Annotated in this window: 13 protein-coding genes; 9 read left to right on the forward strand and 4 right to left on the reverse strand. The window is 66.5% G+C overall.

Translation table 11 applies throughout. The features are described 5' to 3' along the window. Nucleotides 1-3 precede the first annotated feature (3 nt). Nucleotides 4-2076, forward strand: a complete 2073-nt coding sequence (locus KEC57_RS14520; RefSeq protein WP_229385395.1) for a cell wall-binding repeat-containing protein — start codon at nucleotides 4-6, stop codon at nucleotides 2074-2076. Between the two features lie 45 nt (nucleotides 2077-2121). Here KEC57_RS14520 and KEC57_RS14525 read toward each other — a convergent pair whose 3' ends face one another. Both KEC57_RS14525 and rfbB read right to left on the reverse strand, forming a co-directional pair. Next, nucleotides 2122-3534 carry a sugar nucleotide-binding protein gene (locus KEC57_RS14525; protein ID WP_229385397.1) on the reverse strand — a complete coding sequence of 471 codons (1413 nt, stop codon included), beginning with the start codon at nucleotides 3532-3534 and terminating at the stop codon, nucleotides 2122-2124. Further along, a complete protein-coding gene (gene rfbB / locus KEC57_RS14530; protein ID WP_229385399.1) occupies nucleotides 3534-4532 on the reverse strand; it encodes a dTDP-glucose 4,6-dehydratase in 999 nt (332 codons plus the stop codon). Before rfbB ends, KEC57_RS14525 begins: the two co-directional genes overlap by 1 nt. Nucleotides 4533-4705: 173 nt before the next feature. On the opposite strand from rfbB, the gene KEC57_RS14535 reads away from it, so the two are divergent. Genes KEC57_RS14535 through KEC57_RS14555 form a run of 5 tightly spaced genes read left to right on the forward strand, consistent with a single transcriptional unit; the run spans nucleotide 4706 to nucleotide 11808 of the window. Continuing rightward, the gene (locus KEC57_RS14535) at nucleotides 4706-6109 is read left to right on the forward strand and encodes a hypothetical protein (RefSeq protein WP_229385401.1); all 1404 of its coding nucleotides are present in this window, start codon (nucleotides 4706-4708) and stop codon (nucleotides 6107-6109) included. Nucleotides 6110-6165: 56 nt separating this feature from the next. Beyond that, the gene (gene rfbA / locus KEC57_RS14540) at nucleotides 6166-7038 is read left to right on the forward strand and encodes a glucose-1-phosphate thymidylyltransferase RfbA (protein WP_229385402.1); all 873 of its coding nucleotides are present in this window, start codon (nucleotides 6166-6168) and stop codon (nucleotides 7036-7038) included. A gap of 17 nt (nucleotides 7039-7055) precedes the next feature. Next, nucleotides 7056-8969: a rhamnan synthesis F family protein gene (locus KEC57_RS14545; protein ID WP_229385405.1), complete on the forward strand. Its 1914-nt coding sequence runs from the start codon at nucleotides 7056-7058 to the stop codon at nucleotides 8967-8969. Continuing rightward, nucleotides 8966-10858: a rhamnan synthesis F family protein gene (locus KEC57_RS14550; RefSeq protein ID WP_229385406.1), complete on the forward strand. Its 1893-nt coding sequence runs from the start codon at nucleotides 8966-8968 to the stop codon at nucleotides 10856-10858. Before KEC57_RS14545 ends, KEC57_RS14550 begins: the two co-directional genes overlap by 4 nt. 59 nt (nucleotides 10859-10917) lie before the next feature. Next, the gene (locus KEC57_RS14555) at nucleotides 10918-11808 is read left to right on the forward strand and encodes a glycosyltransferase (RefSeq protein ID WP_229385408.1); all 891 of its coding nucleotides are present in this window, start codon (nucleotides 10918-10920) and stop codon (nucleotides 11806-11808) included. Here KEC57_RS14555 and KEC57_RS14560 read toward each other — a convergent pair. Further along, nucleotides 11784-13781, reverse strand: coding sequence for a DUF7657 domain-containing protein (locus KEC57_RS14560; protein ID WP_229385409.1), 1998 nt, complete (start codon nucleotides 13779-13781; stop codon nucleotides 11784-11786). The two genes, KEC57_RS14555 and KEC57_RS14560, sit on opposite strands and share 25 nt — an antisense overlap. Nucleotides 13782-13904: 123 nt before the next feature. Between KEC57_RS14560 and KEC57_RS14565 the strand changes: the two genes are divergently transcribed. From KEC57_RS14565 to KEC57_RS14575, 3 genes are read left to right on the forward strand one after another with little or no spacing between them, the layout of a single operon-like run. Further along, the gene (locus tag KEC57_RS14565) at nucleotides 13905-14636 is read left to right on the forward strand and encodes a glycosyltransferase family 2 protein (RefSeq protein ID WP_229385411.1); all 732 of its coding nucleotides are present in this window, start codon (nucleotides 13905-13907) and stop codon (nucleotides 14634-14636) included. Continuing rightward, nucleotides 14633-15058: a DUF2304 domain-containing protein gene (locus KEC57_RS14570; protein ID WP_229385413.1), complete on the forward strand. Its 426-nt coding sequence runs from the start codon at nucleotides 14633-14635 to the stop codon at nucleotides 15056-15058. The genes KEC57_RS14565 and KEC57_RS14570 overlap by 4 nt, the downstream gene beginning before the upstream one ends. After that, the gene (locus KEC57_RS14575; RefSeq protein WP_229385415.1) at nucleotides 15048-16289 is read left to right on the forward strand and encodes a hypothetical protein; all 1242 of its coding nucleotides are present in this window, start codon (nucleotides 15048-15050) and stop codon (nucleotides 16287-16289) included. Before KEC57_RS14570 ends, KEC57_RS14575 begins: the two co-directional genes overlap by 11 nt. A 63-nt stretch (nucleotides 16290-16352) precedes the next feature. On the opposite strand, the gene KEC57_RS14580 is transcribed toward KEC57_RS14575, so the two are convergent. Beyond that, a complete protein-coding gene (locus KEC57_RS14580; RefSeq protein ID WP_229385416.1) occupies nucleotides 16353-17450 on the reverse strand; it encodes a glycosyltransferase family 4 protein in 1098 nt (365 codons plus the stop codon). Nucleotides 17451-17515: the final 65 nt, after the last annotated feature.

Below are 17515 nucleotides of genomic sequence, written 5' to 3' on the forward strand. Positions count from 1 at the left end.
CACATGTCGGGGCCTAGGGACCATACCATCCACGCACGCGCGCGCGCTGTGGTGATCGCGTGGGCCGCGGTGCTCGTGCTCGTGGTCGGGCTGATCCCGACGCACGCAGCGAGTGCGCAAGCAACTTCATCCCGTGAAGTCGAGACATCGTCAGTCGCTGCTGCCGGGACCGTCGAGGCGGGTGTCGTCAGGGCGGCAGATCTCTCCCGATTCCAGGCCGGCAACATCGTCAGCGATGCCGTGTTCTTCTATAAGGATTCGATGTCGGAGGCGCAGATCCAAGCCTTCCTCGAGAGCAAGGTCCCGTCGTGTCAGGCGGGGTACACCTGCCTCAGGGACTGGTACGACACGTCGCGCACCACTACCGCCGACGCCATGTGCGGCGCGTACTCGGGCGGAGTCCGCGAGCGTGCGTCACGAATCATCTACAAGGTCGCTCAGGCGTGCGGTATCAACCCGCAGGTCATCCTCGTCATGCTCCAGAAGGAGCAGGGTCTCGTCAACCACGTATGGCCGAGCGAGTTCCGGTACACCCTCGCGATGGGGCAGGGATGCCCCGACACCGCGGGCTGCGATGCGCGCTACCACGGCTTCTTCAACCAGGTCTACGGAGCTGCGTGGCAGATGAAGCGATACGCCAATCCGCCCGGTACGAGCCAGTACTTCACCTGGTACGCACCCGGAAAGACCTGGAACGTGCTGTACCACCCGCCATTCAACGTCAACGGCGCATGGGTGGACCGATGCGGATCCTCGCCCGTCCAGATCCAGAACCAGGCCACCGCCAACCTGTACTACTACACGCCCTACCAGCCGAACGCTGCGGCGCTGCGGGCCGGGTACGGCGAGTCGAGCGACACCTGCGCGTCGTACGGGAACCGCAATTTCTACAACTACTTCACCGACTGGTTCGGCTCGACCCAGGTGCCCGCGAACGCGTGTGCACAGCCGGCATCGGTGACGGCAGCCGACGGCGAGTTCGCCGTCAACGTCGCCTCGCTGAATCTGCGACTGGCGCCGACCACCGCGTGCGAGCCTATTGCGGGGTCTCTCAGTCAGGGGACGGTCGTTACCCGCACGGGCATCTCCGGCGAGTGGTGGCGCATCCGCATCGACGGCGTAGTCTTCTGGGCGCACAGTGCGTACCTGTCGCCCGCGGCTTCGCCTGCTTACACGACCAGTCGGCTCTCCGGCGTGAACCGGTACGACACCGCTGTCGCCGTGTCGAAGACCGCCTATCCGTCCGGGACGCGGAAGGTGTACATCGCGTCCGGGACCGAGTTCCCCGATGCTCTCGCGGCCGGTGCGGCAGCGGCGCACACCGGCGCATCATTGCTGCTGACAGAACGGGACCTGGTTCCGGGCAGCGTGCTCGCGGAGCTGCAGCGCTTGGCGCCGACGTCAGTCATCGTCCTCGGGGGCACGGACCGCATCTCGCAGGCGGTCCAGGACTCCGTCGCAGCGGCTGTGCCCGCCGCCGCGATCAAGCGAGTCGCCGGGCGCGATCGCTATGAGACGAGCCGGCTGATAGCCGCAGAGGCGTTTCCTCAGGCGAGTGCGGCCTACATCGTGACGGGCACGCGATACCAGGATGCGGTCGCTGCGGCGGCATTGGGCGGGGCGACCGGTTCACCCGTCATCCTCGTGGCGGGCGCGGATGGATCGCTCGATGCGGCGACAGCTGCGACGCTGCGCGAGCGCGGGATCAAGACAGTGACGGTAGCGGGTGACACCGCCGCGGTGAGCGCGGGGATCGAGGCGGGCCTCCGGTCCAGCGGAGTGAGCGTGAACCGGATCGGCGGGGCGAACCGGTACGCGACCAGCCTCCTGCTCAACCAGGCGGTCTATCCGCAGGGCGGGCCGAGCGTCTACCTCGCCACGGGGACCGATTTCCCCGATGCGCTCAGCGGTTCGGTGCTGGCGGGCATCACCAAGTCGCCGTTGGTGACCACGTCCGGAAACTGCATGTCGGGACAGGCCAAGACGTGGTTCACCGCCAACAGCGTTCAGAAGGTCACGCTCATCGGTGGCGAGCCGACGCTGAGCGCCGACGTGGCCCGCTCCATCCGCTGCTGACGAGTCGGGTCTGGGCGCCGGCCGCAACCGGCGCCCTGCCCGCCATCACTCCGCGCGGAGATAACCGGCGAGCGAAGCGACAGCATCAGCGGGCTCGTAACCCGCTGCCGCGATCTTGGTGAGGTCGAGCACGCTGTTGCGCGGGCGTGGTGCGATGGGACCCGCGGCAGTCGAGAAGTACTGCTCCGTCGTGACGCCGGTGACGCGATCAGGATCGTGGCCTGACAGCTCGAAGACGTGGCGGGCGATGCCGGCCCACGACTGGGGCTCTCCGGCTCCGGTGAGGTTGTAGACGCCGGGGGCCGCACCGCTGTCGACCAGGTGCCGGATTCCGCGAGCGATGTCCGTCGTGAACGTGAGCCGACCGATCTGATCGTCGACAACCGTGGGATCGATTCCCCGCTCGGCGAGCGATGCCATCGTACGCACGAAGTTCTTGCCTTCGCCGATGACCCATGAGGTGCGCACGATGTAGTGGTGAGGGACGGTGGCGACGATGGCGTCGGCGGCCGCTTTGGTCTGCCCGTAGACGCCGAGGGGGCACATCGCGTCGTCTTCGCGATACGCCCGATCGAGCGTGCCGTCGAAGACGTAGTCGCTGGACACGTGCACCAGCACGATGCCATTCGCTGTGGCGATGCGCGCCAACGCGGCAGTGCCGGAGGTGTTCGACGCCCACGCGTCGCGACGGCCTTCGGCGGTCTCGGCGACATCGACCGCGGTGTAGGCCGAGGCATTGATGATCACGCCGTAGTCGCGCCAGCGGCGTGCCGATTCGAGCTGCGGGTCGGTGAGGTCGAGATCGGCACGTGCGGCGAACTCGACGTGCGCCTGTCCGGCGAACTCCTCGCGCAGGGCGAGACCCAGCTGGCCGTTGGCGCCCACGACGAGCACCTTGCGGGGCGGGATCGGGATCACGTCTGCCAGTCGCGGGTGGGCGAGGTCTTTCGGCGAGATCTCGACGTCGGCGAGCGCGATCGGCCAGTCGATGGCCGCTGTCTCGTCAGCGAGGTTGAGGAACGAGTACGACGCGTCCGGTGACCAATGGTCGTTCACGAGGTACGTGTAGGCGGTGTCGGGTTCGAGCGTCTGGTAGGAGTTGCCCACGCCCCGTGGAACGAAGATGGCACGCGACGGGTCCAGCTCGGTCGTGAACACGGCGCCGAAGGTCGGGCCTTCGCGCAGGTCCACCCACGCTCCGAAGATGCGACCCGTCGCCACCGACACCCATTTGTCCCAGGGTTCGGCGTGGATGCCGCGAGTCGTGCCGATCGCATCGTTGAACGAGATGTTGTTCTGCACCGGTCCGAAGTCGGGGAGACCAAGCGAGGTCATCTTCTCGCGCTGCCAGTTCTCTTTGAACCAGCCGCGCGAATCGCCGTGCACGGGCAGTTCGAACACGACCATCCCCGGGATGGGGGTTTCGACGATCGAGAGCGGCTTGCCGAACTCCGCCATCACTGCCCCTTCGAGGCGTAGAACGCCTCGACGCCGTCCTTCGCGGGCGCCCACCACGATTCGTTCTCGCGGTACCACTGGACGGTCGCGGCAAGGCCGGCTTCGAAGTCGCCATAGGTGGGCTGCCAGCCGAGCTCGGTCCGGAGCTTCGTGGAGTCGATGGCGTAGCGCAGGTCGTGGCCGGCACGGTCGGTGACGTGGTCGTATGCGTCTTTCGGCTCGCCCATGAGCTCGAGGATGAGCTCGACGACATCCTTGTTGTTCTTCTCCCCGTCGGCGCCGATCAGGTACGTCTCGCCGATCTCGCCCTTGTCGAGGATCGTGAGCACGGCCGACGAGTGGTCGTCGGCGTGGATCCAGTCGCGCACGTTCTCGCCCGCCCCGTACAGCTTGGGACGGATGCCGCGGATCACATTGGTGATCTGACGCGGGATGAACTTCTCCACGTGCTGGTAGGGGCCGTAGTTGTTCGAGCAGTTCGAGATCGTGGCCTGCACACCGAAGGAGCGCACCCAGGCACGCACGAGCAGGTCGCTCCCGGCCTTCGTCGACGAATACGGCGACGACGGGTTGTACGGCGTCTGCTCGGTGAAACGGGAGGGATCGTCCAGTTCGAGGTCGCCGTAGACCTCGTCGGTCGAGATGTGGTGGAACCGGCGCCCGTGCCGCCGTGCGGCTTCGAGGAGCGTGTAGGTGCCGATGATATTGGTGTCGAGGAATGGTCGCGGGTCGTGCAGCGAGTTGTCGTTGTGCGACTCGGCCGCGTAGTGCACGACGGCGTCGACATCGGCGAAGAGTCGGTCGACGAGGGGCGCGTCGGTGATGTCGCCGTGGATGAACGTGAGTCGTTCAGCGGGCAGTCCGTCGAGCGAAGCCCGGTTGCCGGCGTAGGTCAGCTTGTCGAGGACCGTGACGTGATCGTCGGTGTGCTCGAGCACGTGGTGAACGAAGTTCGAGCCGATAAAGCCGGCTCCGCCGGTCACGAGGAGATTCCGCATCCCACAAGGTTACCGGGATGACGCGGAGGCCCCGGGTGGTTCGACGCGGCGTCGGTCAGGGTTCGCGGAGGCCCGTCGAATAGGCTGGGTCTCCGTGCGCTCCTCGGCAGCGGTCGCGGAACGAGTGACGCGACACATGTGGTGGTCGCAGACGGTTTTCGAGAGGGTGCCAAATGTCCGAGGAATCGACGTCGGGGGTGCAGGCAGAGGTCGAACCGCGCCCGCGGGACGGGGCAGCGAAGCCCTCCTGGCTACACCCCACGGGACGGCGGGTGGATTGGTTCGTCTCAGTGTTCCTCGTGATCGCGAGCCTCGGGCTGGTGCTCTGGCAGGTTCCTCAGCACGAGATGGTGTCGCCGATCGACGAGTACGTCTACATCGACTACCTCGCGAAGGTTCCCACGCAGGGCGTCGTGCACCGCGGCGAAGAGACCGGCGACTACGCGCGGAACTACTTGTCGTGCAACGGCGTGCGCACGCTCGGCTTCTACCCGGAGTCCTTCTGTACAGACTGGCAGGCGTCCGACGAGGAGACGATGCCCAACGCGGGCAAGACCACTGCCGACATCTACACGCCGGCGTACTTCGGAGCGACCTGGCTGATGGCGCAACCTCTGGTGCTCCTGGGCATTGACGACATCACCGAGGCCGGACGATACACCGGGGCCGTCTGGCTGGCCGCTGCTGCGGTCCTGCTCTATCTGACGCTGCGTCGGCTGCGGGTCGACATCGTGGTGGCCGGATCGATGGGACTGCTGCTGATCGGCTCGCTGTCCGCCTACTGGTCGAACACGTACATCAGCACGGATGCGACTTCGCTGTTCACCGGCTCGCTCATGGTCTTCTGCCTCACGATGTTCCTCCGTGGATCCCGTTGGGTGCCGTGGATCTTCGTGGTGTCGGCGATTCTGCTGACGTTGGCGAAGATGCAGAACCTGATGGGAGTCGCCGCTGCTGCGGTCGCCCTGATCTTCTGGGCGATCGCCGACGCGTTCCGTCGAGGCCGGGAACGCGGCGGTCGCTGGCGTTCCCTGATCCGCGATCGGCGCGTCGTTTCCGCGTTCTCCGCCGTCATCCTGTCCGTCGTGGCCCAGGGAGTGTGGGCGGTGATCAGAAATCTCATCGTCTACGACACCCGTGCCGATCAGGGCGTGGAGGCCCCGCTCACGATGCGCGCGCTGGTCGAGGAGGTGCTGCGCTTCTTCCCCGGTGTCGCGAAGGGCGCCATCGAACCGGGGCTGGTGGGCATCGGAGCCGAGGTCGCCGCGGCCGTGATGACCTGGGTCGTCGTCGCGGGCGTCATCGGACTGATCGCGGTCTCGCGACGGGGTTCGCGCTCCGAATCGTTCGCCCTCGCGACCTTCTTCGTCGCCCTCGTCTCAGGGCCGCTCCTGGCGATCGCGACTGTGCTGATGGCCGGGTACTACTTCTACCTTCCGGCACGTTATGGGATGTCGCTCCTGGCGTTCTTCCTGGTCTGCGCCGGCCTTCTTTTCGCACGTTCGGTTTGGACGCGGTGGTTCTCTGTCGCAGCAGCGGTCGTCAGTTACGCGGCGGTGATGACGCTCACGGGCTGAACTTCGACGACAGGCGTGGTTTGGACGGCGTGATCGAAATGACGGAGACTAGAACAATGCGTGGCATCATCCTCGCCGGTGGCACCGGCTCGCGGCTCCACCCGATCACCCTCGGCATTTCGAAGCAGCTGGTCCCGGTGTACGACAAGCCGATGATCTACTACCCGCTCTCGACGCTGATCCTGGCGGGTATCCAGGACATCCTGATCATCACGACGCCGCAGGACTCCGACCAGTTCCAGCGACTGCTGGGCGACGGGTCCCGATTCGGCGTATCGCTCACCTACAAGACTCAGCCCTCGCCCGACGGGCTCGCGCAGGCGTTCATCCTCGGCGAGGAACACATCGGATCCGACAGCGCGGCGCTCGTGCTCGGCGACAACATCTTCTATGGGCAGGGGATGGGTACTCGTCTTCGCCAGTACACCGACCTCGAGGGCGGGGTCGTCTTCGGGTACTGGGTCGACGATCCGACCGCTTATGGCGTCGTCGAGTTCGACGGAGAAGGACGAGTGGTCTCCCTGGAAGAGAAGCCCGCCGCGCCCAAGAGCAACTACGCCGTGCCCGGACTGTACTTCTACGACAACGATGTGATCGAGATCGCCAAGAACCTCCGGCCCTCGCCTCGCGGTGAGCTCGAGATCACCGATGTGAACAAGGTGTATCTCGAGCGTGGGACGCTCAGCGTTGAACTGTTGCCTCGGGGCACGGCATGGCTCGACACCGGAACATTCGACTCGCTCAGCGAGGCCACAGACTTCATCCGTACCGTCGAGAAGCGACAGGGTCTTTCCATCGGCTGCCCCGAGGAAGTCGCCTGGCGAATGGGGTTCCTCTCCGACGATGAGCTGCGCGCACGCGCGGAGCCGCTTGTGAAGAGCGGATACGGCGCCTACCTTCTGAAGGCGCTCGAGCAGGGCCGACACTGACGGAGAAGAGCACTTCGATGGATACCAGCCTCGTGAGTCCGCCGGCATCCCTCACTCAGGACAGTCGCCGCCTCATCGTCTACGTCGTATGGGACAAGCGAGGAGATGTCGAGTCCTACATCCCTTACGCGCTGTCCGCGCTCCGGGAGCACTCCACGAGGATCGTCGTGGTCGTCAACGGAGAGCTGAGCGAACAGGGGCGCGTTGCACTCGCCCCCGTCTGCGACGAGATCGTCGTGCGTGAGAACATCGGATTCGACATCTGGGGCCACAAGGCGGGGCTGGATCATGTCGGCGATGCCATCTCCGACTTCGACGAAGTGGTACTCACGAACGACACCTGGTTCGGCCCCGTGCGGCCGTATGGGCCGGTCCTCGAACGCCTGGGGAACACAGCGGTCCACTTCTGGGGGATGACGGACCATGCGCGGGAGGAGCCCAACCCCTTCACGGGGGAGGGTGTGCTGCACTACCACCTGCAATCCTTCTGGATCGCCGTCCGTCGCGAGATGTTCCTGACCGAGGCCTGGCGCCAATACTGGCGGGATCTGCCCGCGATGCCGGACTACTACGATGCCGTCCTGAAGCACGAGACGGTTTTCACCGAGCACTTCGCTACGCAGGGATTCGTCCACGCGGCCGCCTTCCCCGCGGCGGAGTATCCGACCGACCATCCGGCTCTGTTCAACGCGGATCTGCTGCTGGCGGACGGCTGTCCCCTGTTGAAGCGCCGGCCCTTCTTCCACTACCCGCCATTTCTCGACCGTCACGCGGTGATCGGCCGGGAGATCCTCGAGATGGTCGACGACCTCGGCTATCCGATGCCTCTGATCTGGCGCGATCTCGCACGCAATGTCGCTCCGCACACGCTCAACACGGATGCCGCGATGCTCGAGATCCTGCCGGACTTCGAGGACCGCTACGACAGCAGCCGGCCGCTGCGCATCGCCGCCGTGGTGAACATCGTTCACCCCGACATGACCGGTGAGCTCCTCGATCGCGTCGCGTGCCTCCCCGGAGACGTCGATGTGTTCGTGACCTCGAACGAGCGGCGAAGAGCCGACAGTATCCGTGCTGTGCTCCGTGACCGCGGACGCGACGACATCGATGTCCGCGTCGTCCCCTCGAAGGCAGGCAAGCACATGAGCGCCTTCCTGATCGGATGCCGCGATGTGATCGTCGACAGCCGATACGACCTGGTCGTCAAGCTCCACTCGAAGCGCTCGGTGACGAAGTCGTTCAATGCCAGTCGATACTTCACCCGTCATCAGCTCGACAATCTGCTCAGCTCGCCGGGCTATGCGGCCAACATCATCGGTCTGTTCCAGCGCGAGCCCGGCCTGGGCGTGGTCTTCCCGCCGACCATCCACACCGGCGTCGCTACGATGGGCAGCGGATGGGGCAGCTACCGGGTGCGGGCCGAATCGCTGGCTGCAGAGCTCGGCATCGAAGTTCCTATCGATGAGATCACCCCGCTCGCGCCCTTCGGCGGTATGTGGATCGCACGGCCTGAAGCGCTGGCGCAGCTGACCGAAAGGGTCTGGGAGTACGACGATTTCGCGCCGTCGAACGAGTTCCCGGATGTTGCGCTCGGCCCCACGATCGAGCGTCTCGTCGCGAACGCGGCGGGCGAGCGCGGGTACCACTCGCGTACCGTCCTGAACGCGGAGCACGCCGAACTCAGCCACACGTCACTCGAGTTCAAGCTCGACCAGCTCTCGTCGACGACGCCGGGCTATCCGGTCGAGCAGATCCAGTTCCTGCATCGTGCCGGGCCGACCGGTCACGGCGGCGCCATCGGTCTGGGCCGCATGTATCTTCAGCTGAACCACCCCGCTGTCGCGCGCGCGATATCTCCGGTGTACATGGCGGCCCGACGCGTCGTCGGCGGTCTGCGCCGCGTCACCGGGACGAACGGAGATCGAGGATGACCCCCGACGCACCGGTGGGGGCCCGACGGGATGTCTCCCGCCTCGTCATCTACGCCCTGTGGGACAGGCGCGGCGCCGTGGACGACTACGTGCTGTTCGCCTTGGAGGCGCTGCGGTCCCACGCGACGCGCATCGTCGTCGTCGCGAACGGGTCGCTGATACCTGAGGCGCACGCGAAGCTGGATCGCGTGGCGGACGATGTGCTCGTACGTGACAACGTCGGGTTCGACATCGGGGCTCACAAGGCGGGTCTCGAGCATGTGGGTGTCGACATCGCCCGGTTCGACGAGGTCGTCCTCACCAACGACACCTGGTTCGGCCCGGTCCGGCCGTTCGGACCGGTGTTCGATCGCATGGCGGAACAGCCGGTCGCCTTCTGGGGCATGGCCGACCACCCGCAGCAGGTGCCCAATCCCTTCACGGGGGACGGCGTGCTGCCGTATCACCTGCAGTCCTTCTGGATCGCGGTGCGTCCGGAGATGTTCCTGTCCGCTGCCTGGAAGGCCTACTGGCGAGACCTGCCCGAACTGGTCAGCATCCAGGACGCGATCCTGCTGCACGAGGCGACGTTCACGCGCCATTTCGCCGAGCACGGGTTCGCCCATGCCGCAGCGTTCCCGGCGAGCGACTACCCGAGCGAGCACCCGGCGCTGTTCAACGCCGACCTGCTGATCGATGCGGGGTGCCCCCTTTTGAAGCGGCGGCCGTTCCTGCACTGGCCGCCGTTCCTCGATAGGCACGCGGTCATCGGGCGCTGGGTCATGGAGGCCGCCGAGCGTCACGGCTATCCCGTGCATCTGGCGTGGCAGAGCCTCGCTCGCAATGTCGAACCGCGCGTGCTGTACACCGACGCAGCCATGCATCACGTGCTCTCTCACCGGGACGCGGGCTACGATCCGACACGACCCTTCCGCATCGCGGCGCTGCTGCACATCTTCTACGTTGAGATGACGGACGAGATGCTCGACCTCGTCGATACGCTGCCGGGAACATATGACCTCTACGTCACGACCCCCGACGCGCAGAAGGCCGCCGAGATCACCGCGGTGATCGACGGCCGCCCGCGCGAAGGGCGAACCGTGGACGTGCGCGTCGTCGACAATGCTGGCCGCGACCAGAGCGCGTTCCTCATCGGATGCCGCGACGTGATCCTCGACGGCGGCTACGATCTCGTCGTCAAGCTTCACTCGAAGAAGACGCCGCAGGACGGGCACAACGTGGGCCGGCACTTCAAGTCCCAGCAGTTCGGCAACCTGCTTCCGAGCGCAGGATATGCCGCCAACGTCCTGGCGATGTTCCAGAAGGAGCCCGGGCTCGGGCTGGTCTACCCTCCGATGATTCATGTGGGCTACCCGACGATGGGACGGGGTTGGTGGTCCAACAAGCCCGGTTTCGAGGAGTATTGCCGCACTCTCGGCATCCACGTTCCGTTGGACGAGATCTCGCCGCTCGCGCCCTACGGCTCGATGTACATCGCGCGGCCGGAGGCGCTGCGCCTTCTGGTGGAGCATCGCTGGACGCACGAGGACTTCGGCGGCGCGGAGGCCTATCGCGACGGCGGCCTCGCGCACATCCTCGAGCGGATGCCGTCGTACGTGGCCGGCGAGCTCGGGTACCACACGCGCACGGTGGCGACCGCGGAATACACCTCGATCAGTCACACCTCGATGCAGTTCAACTTCGATCAGATGTCGGCGACGATCCCCGGCGACAGCGTCGAGCGGATCATGTTCATCAAGCAGGCAGGGTACGTGGGGCAGGGGCGGCTGCGTGATTTCGTAAGGATGTACTTCGGACTTCATCCTCGGGTGGGTCGCCGGCTCGGGTGGATGATCGATCCGTCGAATCGCCTGGTCCGTGTGGCGACGCGGCTGACGCGGCGCCGGTGAGCCGGCCGGCGCGAAGATGGCGGAATCTCGCGCGCCCCTCATCGGGGAGAATGGGTGATGTGACAGGCGAGGGCGATGATCAGAGCGTCGGCGCGGTGGTGCTGGCTTACCATCCGGACGCGTCCCTCGTCGACAACATCCTGGCGCTCGCGCCGCAGGTCGGCGCGGTCTTCATCGTCAACAACTCCCCGGGTGACGAATCCACGGTGTTCGACCGGCTGCGGACGATCCCCGACGTCGAGGTCATCGATCAGCCCGGCAACGTCGGCGTCGCGGCGGGTTTCAACTCCGGCATGCGGCGGGTGTTCGATTCCGGACACCGCTACGCGGTCATCTTCGACCAGGACAGCACTGCGCCGGCGGGACTGGTCGAGGGACTCGTCCGCGCGTACCGCTCCTTCGGTCCGGGCGCGGGGATCGTGGGCCCGGCGCTGCGCTCGGGTGTGACCGGCCATGAGTTCCGTCGCGAACGCGGCTCGGGCGTCGGTGTGCGTGAAACGCTCATCAGCTCGGGCGCGCTGTTCGCCCGCGAGGTCGTCGATCGCATCGGGCTCCACGACGAGGGTCTGTTCATCGACTACGTCGATCACGACATCAGCCTGCGCGCCGGCCGACGAGGTCTGAAGAACCTCAAGGCGTTCGACGTGGTCCTCGACCATCGCTTCGGCGGAGCGGTGCCTCGACGTGTCCTCGGACGGGACTTCTTCGTCGCGGACTACTCGCCGACGCGCCAGTACTACATGTCGCGCAATCGCCTCGTTCTCATCCGTCGTTACGGGTTCGGCCCCTGGTTCTGGGAGGACCTGTCGTACTTCGGCAAGGCATGGACGAAGGTCCTGCTGTTCGAGGACGACCGTCCGCAGAAGATCGCGGCGTTCGTCCGCGGCGTGCGCGACGGGCTGAGGTACGACCGTTCCATCGATGATCAGGGTGCGGGCGTCACGTCGTAGACGTACTGCGTGCGACCGGACCACGGGAGGCGTGCGATCTCGGTCAGGCACGGGGCGTCGAGCGGGCGCGTCGAGACCACGTGCCGAAACTCGGGGATCCTCTTCTGGACCAGGCACGGTGAGGCCCGCAGAATCAGCGTGTCCGCGTACGGCTGATCGAACTCGATGCCCGACGACGTCCATTCGAACGCGATGTGTGTGCCGCCGCGGTTCCACATCGTCTCGAACGCGCCCGTCGGATCGAGCAGCTCCCAGCGTTCACGATCCGGTCCGATCTGCTGCCGGTAGCTGAGCGTCGGCACCGCGGTGGCGGCCATCAGCGAGTTCATCGCCGGTGAGTCCGACGCCCAGACCGTGCCGTCCGTGCGGCTGGCGTCGGCCCAGAGCGTCATCTGCTGCGCCGTCGAACTGGCGTGCAGGTCGCCGAGGCCGAACAGGACGGGCTGGGCGGTGACGGTAACGGCGAGGGCGGCTGCTCCGGCGGTGATCAGGGGCCAGATTCGAGTCGGCCAGAAGATCACCGCGAACACCGCGAATCCTGCGACGACCGCGGACAGCGCGATCATCCAGGGTGCGAGCTCGGCGAGCAGGCCCGAGGCTCGCAGTGAGACTCCGCCCCACACCGAGAGTGCGACGACGGTCGCAGCGGACGAGCCGGCGACGACCAATCGCCTCTTCCCGGCGACATGGAAGTGGGACAGGGCGAGGCAGAAGGCGATGACGGCGAGATATCCCGCTCCCATGGCTGCACGGCTCGCCGGCACACGGTTGATCAGGGGGATCGAGGAACTCCAGTCGCCCCACGAGACCAGGGCCCAACTCGTCCAGAAGAGCGCCGGAATGGCCACCGCCAGGATGATCCACCGAACGCGGCGGCCACCGCTCAGTCGACCCACCGCCAGCAGGATCATCACCGCCGCGATGAGGGCGACGTACGAGGTGGTGATCTCGGACTGATTCGATCCGGCCCCGACTGTTTGGAAGCGCAGCCACCCGAGGTTGGTCGCGCCGAACACGAAACCCGCATCGAGCGCTTGGCCGCTGCTCTGGCGTAGCCCGGGATACACGGTCGTCAATCCGGTCGCGATCGCGTCTCGGCTCTCCCACAGCAGCGCGCCGGTCCAGAGGATTCCCGATGCGGTGACGGCCGCGAGACCGGCGATTCGGACGCGCAGGCGCGAGCGATCGGTCAGGATGACGAGCGCTGTGGCCAGCACGAGGGGGATGCCGACGACGATCGCGGTCGGCTGATAGTACGTCGGTGTTCGAGCGAGCAGGATCCCCGCGAGCACGAACGCGAGAGCGGCCCGCACCCAGAGCCGCGACGACAGCGCCCGTGAGCCGAACACCGCGAGAGCGCACCCGGCCGATACGAACCCCAACGTGTTCACCGGGATGCCCGACCACCACGCGGTTGCGGGCGAGACCGCCACGAGTACGGCGGCGAGGTATCCCCACCGCAGCCTGCCGGAAATCTGTCGGAACCACACCGGCAGCCCCAGGAAGAGCAGGTAGGTCGGAAGCCACCACTTCATGGCGAAGAGCATCTCGGCGGGCACGATCGAGCCGAGGTGGAACGCGGTGCTCTCGAAGAAGACGATGGTCGAGATCGGCCCGGACGGGAGCTGGGCGAACAGGTCGCCGGAGGCGCTGAGCGGGGGGATCGCGGATACGCCGTCTCTGGCGATCTGCCCGATCCAGATCGGGGAGCCGGTGCCGAACTCGTCGGACCGGATGCTCTGGTCGCCGCCGATGTGCAGTCCCAGCGGCTGCTGCGGGTCTTGTCGCTGCGAGTCGATTCCGATGTTCGACGTCGTCGCGCCCAGCAGGATCAAGAGGAGATACACGACCGTCGGGACGACGAAGACCGCGAGGTCAGTGATGCGTCGAGTCCGGGTCGCACGGTCCTCGTGTGCGGCGTCCGACGCGAGCGTGGAGTCATCGACGTCTGTGTCGGTGGGCGCGGAGTGCACGGCGGTCCTCTGAGGCGGGGAAGCGGCCCGGGCATCCCGGACAAGAAAAACTAACACGACCGGTTCCGTGTGCTCGGCCGCGCTGGCAGCGACCTCGGGCGCAGTTGATAAGATGACTGCACCATGCCCGAACCCGCCGAGCGAACGCTCATCATCGTTCCCGCATGGAACGAGTCGCGAAACGTCGGCAATACCGTCCGCGAGATCCTCGAGCAGTTCTCGCACTACGATGTCGTGGTCGTGGACGACGGCTCCGTCGACGATACTGCCCAAGTCGCTCGCGATGCGGGTGCGCGTGTGCTGGTGCTTCCCTTCAATATGGGTGTCGGCGGTGCGATGCGCACGGGCTTCACGTTCGCGCAGAGGCACGGGTATCAGCAGGCGATCCAGGTCGACGCCGATGGGCAGCATAATCCCCGTAATATCCCCGAAGTCCTGGCCGGTCTGGAGCATGCCGACATCTCGATCGGAGCGCGGTTCGCGGAGGTCGGCGACTATGAGGCGCGCGGTCCTCGCCGGTGGGCCATGATCTTCCTGGCGAGCGTGCTCTCGCGCGTTGCGAAGACCCGGTTGACGGATGTCACGAGCGGGTTTCGTGCGGCGAATCGACGGGCGATCGATCAATATGTGCACTACTACCCGGCGGAGTATCTCGGCGACACCGTCGACTCCCTGGTCAGCGCCATCCACTCGGGGCTGACGGTGACCCAGGTTCCGGTCGCGATGAGGGCTCGGGTGCACGGCAAACCCAGTCAGAACCCCGTGGGGTCCACGATCTATCTTCTCCGGTCGGTCTTCGCCCTCACGCTCGCGCTCATGCGCGGTCGGCGTGGCTCGACGGAGGTGAGCGCATGATCGCGCTCGCCGGTATCGGGTTCGCTCTGGTGGTCCTCACGATCATCGTGTCGCTGCTGCTGCGCCGTCAGCTGCGGGAGAAGTACGCGACGCTGTGGATTCTGATCGGTGTCGTCATTCTGCTCCTCGCGATCTTTCCGGGGCTGCTCTTCGGACTGTCGCAGACGCTGGGTGTCGAGGTCCCTTCGAACCTGCTCTTCGCGCTCGCGCTCGTGCTCCTGATCGGAGTCGCCCTCCATCTGTCCTGGGAGCTGTCGCAGGCGGAGGACGAGGTCCGCAGGGTTGCCGAGGATGTCGCCATCCTGCGGGCAGAAGTGGAGGAGCTGCAGCTGAACGCGAGGTCGGCGGGGGAGCGGCGTTCGACCGACGCTGCGGAACCGCAGTCTGCGATCGACTCCGTCCGCGACGACGATGAGAGCTGAGTCTGCCGCAACCGGTCTGCGCAAGATCCTCATCGCCACCGCGGTGGCGGGTGTGCTCGGCTACGCGATCCAGATCCTCGCTCCGGCGCTGCTTCCCGACGGCGCCGCGTACGTCACGTTCTCGATGTACTGGTCGACGCTCTACCTCTGCGTCGCCGCGCTCTCTGGCGTGCAGCAGGAGGTGACCCGGGCCGCGCAGCCGGCGACGGATCCGCAGCCGAGCACGGTTCTGCGAACCTTCACACTGATCGCGATCGGTGTCGTCCTCGTCGCCACCGCAGCCCTCGCGCTGCTGGTGGGTCCGATCGTCCTGCCCGGAGGCACAGGCGTCCTCGCGGCGGCTCTGGGCGCGGGGCTGATCGGCTACGTACTCATCGCGGTCTGGGCGGGCGTCCTCTACGGGCTGCAGCTGTGGAGCGCGGTTGCGTGGCTGACGATCGTGGATGCGGTGTGCCGCGGCGCGCTCGTCGGGGTTGCCCTCGTCGCGGGATGGTCGCCGGAGTGGATCGCCTTCGCGGTCTCGCTGCCTTTCGGCGTCGCATTCCTTCTCGTGTGGCTGCGGACGCGCGGCACGGTGGTCGGCGCATTTCGCCTCGACGTGCGGCTGGGACGACTGCTGGCGAACGCCGCGGGAACCGTCACGGCGGCGGCAGCGATGGGCGTCATGATGAATGGGATGCCCCTGCTGCTCGGCGCGATGGCGCACGACGCCGACGAGGTGCTCCTCGCGGGCCTCATCCTGACGATCACGCTCACCCGCGCACCGCTGGTCGTCCCGCTCCTCGCGCTGCAGAGCTATCTCATCTCGATCTTCCGCGAGGCGGGGCGGGCTGTCATGCGGCGCGTCCTGGGCGTGCTGGGGATCGCCGCCGTCGCCGTCGTGCTGCTGGCCGCCGCGGCGTGGGCGATCGGTCCGTGGGTCATCGAAGTCATATCGTCCGGTCGCTACACGGTGACCCCGGCCATGATCGCGACGATCACCGTCAGCGCCGGGCTGGTGGCGATGATGTGCGTGACGGGCCCGGCGCTCTTGGGGCGCAATCGACATGTGCCTTACACCGCAGGGTGGGTGGTGGCCGCAGTGCTGACGATCGTGGCGTTGGCCTTGCCCATAGCATTCGAGCCGCGCCTTGTCCTGGCGCTGGTAGCCCCACCGGCGATCGGACTCTGCGTGCACGTGATCGCCGTGTCGCGGCATCGAGAAGACGCGGTCGCGTCCACGGGACGCTAGCGAGCGCCTGGCCAGGGCGAAACCCGGCGGTCGCTTGTCGGAGGGTCGTTGTCGACCAGGGCCTCACCTACCGGCGAGTGCGCGTTCGAACACGGCCAGGGTCTCGCGCGCAGTTCTCTCCCACGTGAACAGGCGCTCCTGTGCGTGCCCGGCGATCGTCATTCGCGCCAGTTCAGCGGGATCGTTCACGACGTCATCGATCACGCGCGCCAACGCGGGAACATCCTGAGTGGGGAAGAAGCGGGCGGCCCTGCCGCCGACGTATCGGTGTACCTCGATATCGCTGAGCAGTACGGGCACTCCCGCGCTCATCGCCTCGAGCGTGGGGAGAGAGAAGCCCTCCGCCAGCGATGGGATCGCGAGGGCGGAGGCCGTGGAGTACAGGCGCGCCACCTCGTCGTCGGTGACCCAGCCACGCAGTTCGACCCAAGGCTCGACCTCGAGCTCCTTCACGAGCGGTGCGAGCGGGTCGTCGCCGCGGCTTCCCGTGATGATCACGCGGGGGCGACGCTCGGGCGGCAGCAGCGCGATGGCCTGCGGCAGCGCTGCCCAGTTCTTGTGCGGCCTACGATTTCCCATCGCGATGATCAACGGGCCCTCGGTGCCTGCCAGCGATCGGTCGACACCGGCGGGATGTCCGCCGGCAAGGGGGACGACATGGACCCGTCCTGGGTCGACGGGAAGGTACTTCAGGATCTCGGAGGCCGATCCGGGGCTGACGGTGATGATGTGCGCGGCATTGCGGGCGACCTGGCGCTCCATCCACTTCACCGGTTCGGTGTACAGCGGAGTGGACATGAATTCCGGATGACTCCAGTAGAGCATGTCGTGCATCGTCACCACGGTGGGGATCTTCGTCCGGCGTGGCCCGAGCGTAGCGGGGGAGTGCACGAGCTCGACACCCAGGCGACGTGCGTGCCGTGCGACGGAGAACAGCTCGCCGTACGCCCAAGCGAATCGATTCTCGCCGCTGATCCCCGAATCGATCGTGCGTCCGGGAAACCACGATCGGTCGAGCTCGTAGCCCTCCCTGCTGAGGTAGCCGATGAAGTCCCATGACGGGGCGATCTCGCCGAGCTGCTTGTACAGCTCGCGCGTGTAGACCTCCATGCCGCCCTTGGTCCCCGAGTACGAGAGCAGGTCTACCAGCACGCGAGGCATAGTGACGAGTCTAACAACGGGGGGTGCGGCCGCCCGGGCGCAGCCGCCACCACCGGACTCCGTAC

This window comes from Microbacterium allomyrinae, from assembly GCF_020682705.1.
In the GTDB taxonomy this organism is placed as follows: domain Bacteria; phylum Actinomycetota; class Actinomycetes; order Actinomycetales; family Microbacteriaceae; genus Microbacterium; species Microbacterium allomyrinae.

Excerpts from the sequence above, each read along its gene's own strand:
- KEC57_RS14570 (WP_229385413.1), top strand. The coding sequence starts at position 14,633 with ATGATCGCGCTCGCCGGTATCGGGTTCGCTCTGGTGGTCCTCACGATC.
- KEC57_RS14575 (WP_229385415.1), top strand. The coding sequence starts at position 15,048 with ATGAGAGCTGAGTCTGCCGCAACCGGTCTGCGCAAGATCCTCATCGCC.
- KEC57_RS14550 (WP_229385406.1), top strand. The coding sequence starts at position 8,966 with ATGACCCCCGACGCACCGGTGGGGGCCCGACGGGATGTCTCCCGCCTC.
- KEC57_RS14580 (WP_229385416.1), bottom strand. The coding sequence starts at position 17,450 with ATGCCTCGCGTGCTGGTAGACCTGCTCTCGTACTCGGGGACCAAGGGC.
- rfbA (WP_229385402.1), top strand. The coding sequence starts at position 6,166 with ATGCGTGGCATCATCCTCGCCGGTGGCACCGGCTCGCGGCTCCACCCG.
- KEC57_RS14525 (WP_229385397.1), bottom strand. The coding sequence starts at position 3,534 with ATGGCGGAGTTCGGCAAGCCGCTCTCGATCGTCGAAACCCCCATCCCG.
- KEC57_RS14520 (WP_229385395.1), top strand. The coding sequence starts at position 4 with ATGTCGGGGCCTAGGGACCATACCATCCACGCACGCGCGCGCGCTGTG.
- KEC57_RS14535 (WP_229385401.1), top strand. The coding sequence starts at position 4,706 with ATGTCCGAGGAATCGACGTCGGGGGTGCAGGCAGAGGTCGAACCGCGC.
- rfbB (WP_229385399.1), bottom strand. The coding sequence starts at position 4,532 with ATGCGGAATCTCCTCGTGACCGGCGGAGCCGGCTTTATCGGCTCGAAC.
- KEC57_RS14565 (WP_229385411.1), top strand. The coding sequence starts at position 13,905 with ATGCCCGAACCCGCCGAGCGAACGCTCATCATCGTTCCCGCATGGAAC.
- KEC57_RS14545 (WP_229385405.1), top strand. The coding sequence starts at position 7,056 with ATGGATACCAGCCTCGTGAGTCCGCCGGCATCCCTCACTCAGGACAGT.